We start from the raw sequence: 6,466 nt of genomic DNA, 5'->3' as shown, positions 1-6,466 counted from the left end.
GGGTATGAGAAGCGGAACCAATACAAATATTGGCACTGACATTCATCGACACACTATTGAGTTCTCAAAGAACACACGCACAAGCAGAACACCCACAACTATTCGCAGGGGGTTCCGCCAGGCAGGGTTCAAACCTAGCTCACACACTCGACCGGAAGCAAATCCGGCTGGCATGAGCCTTACTACTGGTATTGTCGGCGCTCATCGTCCAACCTCGTTTTCCCTGGTACTCGGTACCGGGTCGGTGTCCGTGTCGCTCTGACCTGAATTAATTTACGTCTCCACAATTGCGATGTCAAATTCCCTAGTCAGACGGCGTTTCACCGGCGACGTCGGGTCGGTGGCGTGCGGAACGGACGAGAGAGGTGAAGTCGATGCGGAGTCGGAAGCGGCTGGTCTTGGCCGGAGTGGTGATGGCGGGTGGGCCGGTCGTCGTGGCGGCGGCCTCGAACGCCGCACTGTGGGTGTTGTCGTCCGGGCATCGCAGCGATGTCGCCGGTGCGCCCGCCGTGCCGGTGGTGATCGTGCCGGGCGCGAAGGTGGCCGCCGACGGGACGCCGATGGCCTATCTGCGCGGACGTTTGGACGCGGCCGTCGCATTGGTGACCGCCGGGAAGGCGGCGGGGATTCTGTTGTCCGGAGACGCGGGCGGGACCTCGGGCGACGAGATCGCGGCGATGACGAAGTATCTGACCGGACATGGGATCGACCCGGCGATCGTGCGGTCCGATGAGCAGGGATTGTCGACCAGGGCTACCTGCGAGCGCGCCCGGTCGGAGTACGGGGTGGAGCGCGCCATCATCGTGAGCCAGTATCAGCATCTCCCGCGGGCGGTCGCGTGGTGCCGGGCGGCGGGGATCGAGGCCGACGGCGTGGTCGCGGGGTGCGAGTGCAGGCGGTCGACTTTGGTGCGCAACACCGTCAGGGAGTGGTTGGCCGCACCGAAGGCTGTGGTGGCGATGCTGCTCGGCTAGCGGGCTCGGATTCACCTCGGCGCCCTCCGCCGCCACCACGCGCGCAGGCACTCGGAAGTCGAAAGTTTCCGGGAGCCGAGCGTAATCCGTTGCTCGACGCCACTGGGAGGTTACGGGGCTTGCCACGGAGGCCCGGCGACCAGAACCCGGCACCATTCACGCACCTGTGCGCGCAGCGTGTCGCGAGCGGGGGGATCCGGCGGTGAGACAGTCGTAGGCGAAGTCGAGACCGTACACCCGCTCGCCGCACTCAGGTCCCGCCAACGTGGATTCGTCGTCGAGGAAACCGCCTCTGAGGACGTACAGTTCGGCAGCGATCCGGCCGACGAGGTCGGTGGGCGCACCACCACCCGCCAGCAGGATCTCGGCCTGAGCCTGCGCACGCCGTACCCGAACAACGAATTCCCGCTCGGCCCATGCCGACCCGGTGTCGTCGAGCAGCCCGAGCTCGGCGACCGCGACACGGAAGAGCGAGCGGACGTCGCGGCCCTCGTTCCGGTGCAGGCAGGCCAGCTCGAGCAGGGCAGGGGAATCGAGGCCGCGGGCGATCGCCCCGGCGGCCACCATCGACAGGTTCAGGTCCCGGAGCTCGTTGACCGCGACACGGTCGACGACGCGGTCCAGTTCGTCCACGCGGGTCAGCGTGCGGTATGCCGACGGCTCGGTCAACCGGGTTTCAGTTCTGACGTTTCCGTGCTCGCGGATTGGTCAACCACTGTGGCGGTCCTGACACGGGGCCGATCAACGCTCGTCGAGGGGGGTATGTGCGCATCATCAAGGCAATGGGGATCGCGGTGGCAGTCATGGCAGCCACCGTCGTCGGCGCGGGCTCGGTGGCCGCGTCGCCGGAGCAGAAGGAGAACATCTTCATCGACGTGAATGTGCTCGGATGCTCGTTCGGGGCCGGGCTCGGCGGTGATGTGCTCGTCGCGCTTGGCGGCGGGGGCGGGTCGAGTGCGCTGGTCTCGTCGTCGCTGGCGGCGCGGCTGCGGGCCGCGGGGTGCCTGCCGCAACTCTAGGACCTGCGTCGATGGTCCCGTCGATGCGGACGGGACCACCGGGGAGGAAATGCCACGGCAATCGCGATCGCGTACCGTGTTCGGGGTTGTCAGCATGATGGCCGACCGATTGGGGTGCGTCGTGAGTGGGTCCGAGCACGCCGCGCGGCTCGTACGTTTCTGGCAGACCGTGGAGTTGTTCGGTCCGCGGCGGGTGCCGGAAGTGGGGGCGCTGGGCGAGAACGGTGTCGTCGTCGAGCTGGCCACCGAAGAACCCGCCCCATGGGAGGAAGTGTCGGCGCTGCCTGACCTGCCCGCGGGGTGGGTGTGGCAGTTCGTGGTGTTCGGTGGGCTGTTCGGCCTCGGTCGGGCGCGGGAGGCGCTGGTCCGGGTGTTCGGGGACGACGAGCTACCTGCCGATGCTCGGCGCGCGGGGACCACGGCGGCGTTCGCGGTGACCCTCACCGAGGACGGGGTGGTCGTCGGCGGGTCGGCGAGGTTGTCCGGGCTCGCGTGGGCGGTGAATCGGCTGCGCTCCCCCGGCCCGGCCGATCCGGGCTGGGCCGACGGATTCGACCGGGACGCAGCGGCGTTCACCGCCGCGTTCGACACCATGACCAGAGACGCCGCGCTCGGCGGCGAGCAGGTCGCCGAGTTGCCGCGCTGGCGCGCACTGGATATGGCAGGCCGCGGAGTCGGGGCGTCGTTGCTCGCGGCGGGAGCGGACGGCATGGTCTCGCCGGGGCTGGCGGGGATGTCGGCGCTGGCCTTCGCCGAACGACTGCTGCCGCAGGACCCGGAGGCAACTCCGGAAGCGCCGCGGCTGACCGGACGCGACCTGCAGACCTTCACCGGGGAACTGTGCGCGGCGCTGGGGATCCGCTCGGAGCTGCGCGCGGGTGGGGTCCGCGTGGCGTGCGTGCCTGTCGCGGCCCGCGATGCCGACAGCACCGCCGCCGAGGACCGGCTCGACGGCGGGCTCGGCGCCGACCTGGCGCAACTCGCGGACGCGGTGGACCGCGGTGACATCGGCGCCGCGCTACGGGACTACCTCGCCGCGACGCAGGCGCTGCCTGTCGAGCAGCGGGTCGATGTCCGGCAGCGGCAGGACGTGGTCGTCGAAGGGCTGCTCCCGCAACGGATTCCAGATGGCCGCTGGCCGGGCGATCCGCTGGTGTCCGGGCAGCAGTTCGCTGTCGATCAGGCGATGGCCGAACTGGGCGACGGCGCCGGGATCTGCACGGTGCACGGTGCGCCGGGGACCGGTACCACCACCATGCTGCGTGACCTGCTGGCAGGCATCGTGGTCGAGCGGGCCGCCCGGCTGGCCGGCTTCGAGGATCCGCTGACGGTGTTCGCCGATGTCGTCGAACAGGTGCGCATCGCGAAGAACTACACGGTCGGGGCGCATCGCCTCGCACCGGAGGTCACCGGGTTCGAGGTGGTACTCGCCACCGGGAGCGACGCGGCGGCGACCGATGTGGTCACCGAGATCCAGCGGCGCGACGCGGTGGACTGCGAGATCGACCATTTCGCCGAACTCGCCGAACTCGTGGGCGACGGGCCCGCGTGGGGCCTGGTCGCGGCGACCCTCGGCGAGGGACGCCGCACCGTCGGCGAACGATTCTGGTTCGGCACCCGGTTCGCCACCGAACACAAGATCAGCGCGACCAGCAGCGGCATGCTCGACCTGCTCAAACAGGCTGAAGCGGAACCGGATTCGGTGCCGGAATGGGCGGGTGCGGTGCGTGATTTCGCGGCGCGGCAGGCCGAGGTGCGCAGGCTGGCGCAGGAACGGCAGGATGTCGCCGACGCCGTCGCCGACCTGCCGGAGATGAACGCGAGCCTGTCGGCGCTGTCCACCGACATCGCCAATGCCGATACCGCGCACGCGCACTGGCGCGAACGGCACCGGCTGGCGACCGAACATCTGCGGGCCGCACAGGCCACCCACCATCGGGTCGGCAAGCTACTCGGTGAGCACGGCGGACAGAAGCCGGAATTCCTTGCCTCGCTGTCGACCGGGTTCCAGGCGGGGCGGCGGTGGAGCGCGCGCAGCAACGACCTGATGCGGGAACGGCACATCGCCGAATCGGAGATGCGGCGCAGGCAGACCGAGGTCGACTACACCCGCGACCAGTGGGCGGCCGCCGCCGAACACGGGCGCGGACTGATCCGGGATCATCTGGCGCTGACCGAGCGCAGGGCAGCGGCGCTCGACCGGATCGAACGGGCGCGTGAGCACTGGTCGCACACCATTCCGTTCGGCGATGTCGCCGCCGACGACGCGCAGTTCCAGCTGTGCAATCCGTGGGCCGACGAGCAGTACGCGACCGCGCGCCGGGAACTGTTCCTGTCGGCGCTGCGGCTGCACCGTGCCTTCCTGCTGCGTGCGGCGCCACGGGTGCGCGACAACCTGATCGTCGCGATCGCGCTGATCAGGGGCGAGCTGGCCGAGGCACCGAAACCGGAGACCGTCGCGGCCGCCTGGCAGACGCTGTTCCTCGCGGTGCCGATGGTGGCGACGACATTCACCGTGCTGCCACGGCTGTTCGCCGGACTCGGGCGTGAGGCACTCGGCTGGCTGTTCGTCGACGACGCCGGACGCGCCGCACCGCAGGCGGTGGCCGGTGGGCTGTGGCGGGCGCGGCGAGCGGTGATCGTCGGGGATCACCGGCAGCTCGGGCCGTCCGGGATCCTGCCGACCTCGGCACAGCGGGCACTGGTCGGGCAGTTCGGGCTGGACCGGGAATGGCTGCCCGACCTCGCCTCGGCCCGGCAGGCGGCCGACCGCGCGGTGCGGGTCGGGACCTGGCTGGCCCCGGCCGACGCGCAGGCTCCGGTCTGGGTCGGGACGCCCCTGCGGGTACATCGGCGCAGCGACCTGCCGATCTTCGAGCTCACCCATCGGCTGGCCTACGACGACGATCTGCTGGTGTTCGGCACACCGGACCGGCCCGATTTCCCCGGACAGAATCGCTGGATCGATGTGCGATCGTCACGGGCGGAGGGCAACTGGATTCCCGGCGAGGGAGCGGCGCTGGCCGAGCTGCTCGACGAACTGGCCGGCGACGGCGTCGCGCCGGGTGACATCCGGGTGATGAGTCCGTTCCGCGATGTCGCCGAGGGCGCGCGGGAGGTGGCGCTCGCGGTCTTCGGGACAGAGTTCGCCACCCATCAGGTGGGGACCGTCCATGGGGCGCACAGCAATTCGGCCGAGGTGGTGGTGCTCGTGCTCGGCACCGCGCCCGCGGCAGGCGGTGCCCGGCGCTGGGCGGCGGCCAACCCCGATGTGCTCAATGCGGCGATATCGCAGGCGCGGCGACGGGTGTATGTGATCGGCAATCACCGGTTGTGGAGCAGCCAGCGGTATTTCGACCAGCTGGCCGCGCACTGGCCGGTATCGGCCGAACAGGCTCGTCAGACGGTCAACCGGTAGAACCGCCAGAAACCGAAATCCTCGATCGGGAGGATGTCGACCGCCGAGAAGCCGGCGCGCTCGGCGTATTCGGTGAGGGTGCTCGCGCGCATGACGGTGCCGGTGGCGGCCGAACCGGGATGGGCCATGCCGTCGGGCAGGCAGACCAGCAGGCTGAAGCCGTACATCAGCCGGTCGACCTCGCCCGCCGGTGCGGTGAACTCCCCGTCGACGGCTTCGTCCATGATCACCACCGCGCCGCCGGGGCGCAGCGCCGTGCGCATCGCGGTCAGCACCTCGACCGGATGCGGCATGTCGTGCAGGCATTCGAACGCGAACAGCACGTCGAAGCTGTCCGCGGGCAAGGCGGTGGCGGCGTCGGCGTGATGGAAGTGGACGCGGTCGCCGAAGTCGGCCGCGTTCGCGCGGGCCATGGCCACCGACGGTTCGTCGATGTCGTAGCCGTCGATCAGCAGGTCCGGGTAGGCGCGGGCAAGGGCGATCGACGACCAGCCGCCGCCGGGACCGATATCGGCCGCGCGGGCGTTCGGCGCCGACAGCACGGCGTGGATATCGGGAACGCCGGCCAGGCCGGCGGCGAGACGATGCTCGAACCACGGGCGGTTCATGTCGGACTGGGATTCGCGCATGTCCGCGCCGTATTCCGACCAGCCGACGCCGCCGCCGTGCCGGTACGCCTCGACCAGCGCGGGCAGCTGCACGGCGGCACCGGCCAGCATGCGGGCCAGCGGGGCCAGATAGTTGAGGCTGCCGCGATCGGTGAGTACTTCGGCGGGGCCGGCGGGGAGGGCGAATCTGCCGTCGGCGTCGACGGACAGAACGCCGGTCGCGGCCTGCTGTTCCAGCCACTCCCGCGCATAGCGCAGGTTTCCGCCCGCCCGCGCGGTGAGTTCGAGCGCGTCGGCGGGGCCGTGCTCGGCGAGCGCCTGATACCAGCCGAGCCGATCGCCGAGGTGTATCGCCAGGACGTCGACCGCGCCGAGCGCCGCGCCGAACAACCGCTCGGCGAACTGCTCGCCTGTCTGCTCCGCTGTGTTCACGATCGATCCTCCCGA

At 70.1% G+C, this 6,466-nt stretch carries 5 protein-coding genes; 3 read left to right on the top strand and 2 right to left on the bottom strand.

Going from position 1 to position 6,466, the window contains the following annotated elements; genetic code table 11:
* Positions 1-374: 374 nt before the first annotated feature.
* Complete coding sequence (locus tag ACFOW8_RS19545) at positions 375-974, top strand: SanA/YdcF family protein (protein WP_378552304.1); 600 nt, start codon at positions 375-377, stop codon at positions 972-974.
* A gap of 156 nt (positions 975-1,130) precedes the next feature.
* On the opposite strand, the gene ACFOW8_RS19540 is transcribed toward ACFOW8_RS19545, so the two are convergent.
* Complete coding sequence (locus tag ACFOW8_RS19540; RefSeq protein WP_378552302.1) at positions 1,131-1,607, bottom strand: hypothetical protein; 477 nt, start codon at positions 1,605-1,607, stop codon at positions 1,131-1,133.
* A 131-nt stretch (positions 1,608-1,738) separates the two neighbouring features.
* On the opposite strand from ACFOW8_RS19540, the gene ACFOW8_RS19535 reads away from it, so the two are divergent.
* Both ACFOW8_RS19535 and ACFOW8_RS19530 read left to right on the top strand, forming a co-directional pair.
* Entirely contained in the window at positions 1,739-1,993 is a 255-nt protein-coding gene (locus ACFOW8_RS19535; RefSeq protein WP_378552299.1) for a hypothetical protein, read from the top strand.
* 121 nt (positions 1,994-2,114) lie between these two features.
* On the top strand, positions 2,115-5,411 hold the full coding sequence (locus ACFOW8_RS19530) for a DEAD/DEAH box helicase (protein WP_378552298.1): 3,297 nt from the start codon (positions 2,115-2,117) through the stop codon (positions 5,409-5,411).
* On the opposite strand, the gene ACFOW8_RS19525 is transcribed toward ACFOW8_RS19530, so the two are convergent.
* Complete coding sequence (locus ACFOW8_RS19525; RefSeq protein WP_378552296.1) at positions 5,393-6,451, bottom strand: class I SAM-dependent methyltransferase; 1,059 nt, start codon at positions 6,449-6,451, stop codon at positions 5,393-5,395. The two genes, ACFOW8_RS19530 and ACFOW8_RS19525, sit on opposite strands and share 19 nt — an antisense overlap.
* Positions 6,452-6,466 lie beyond the last annotated feature (15 nt).

Origin of the sequence: Nocardia rhizosphaerae (assembly GCF_042650365.1) — a bacterium.
Taxonomy (GTDB): Bacteria; Actinomycetota; Actinomycetes; order Mycobacteriales; family Mycobacteriaceae; genus Nocardia; species Nocardia rhizosphaerae.
Note: the sequence above shows the minus strand (reverse complement) of the source record. Positions and strands in the feature narration are given on the sequence as shown.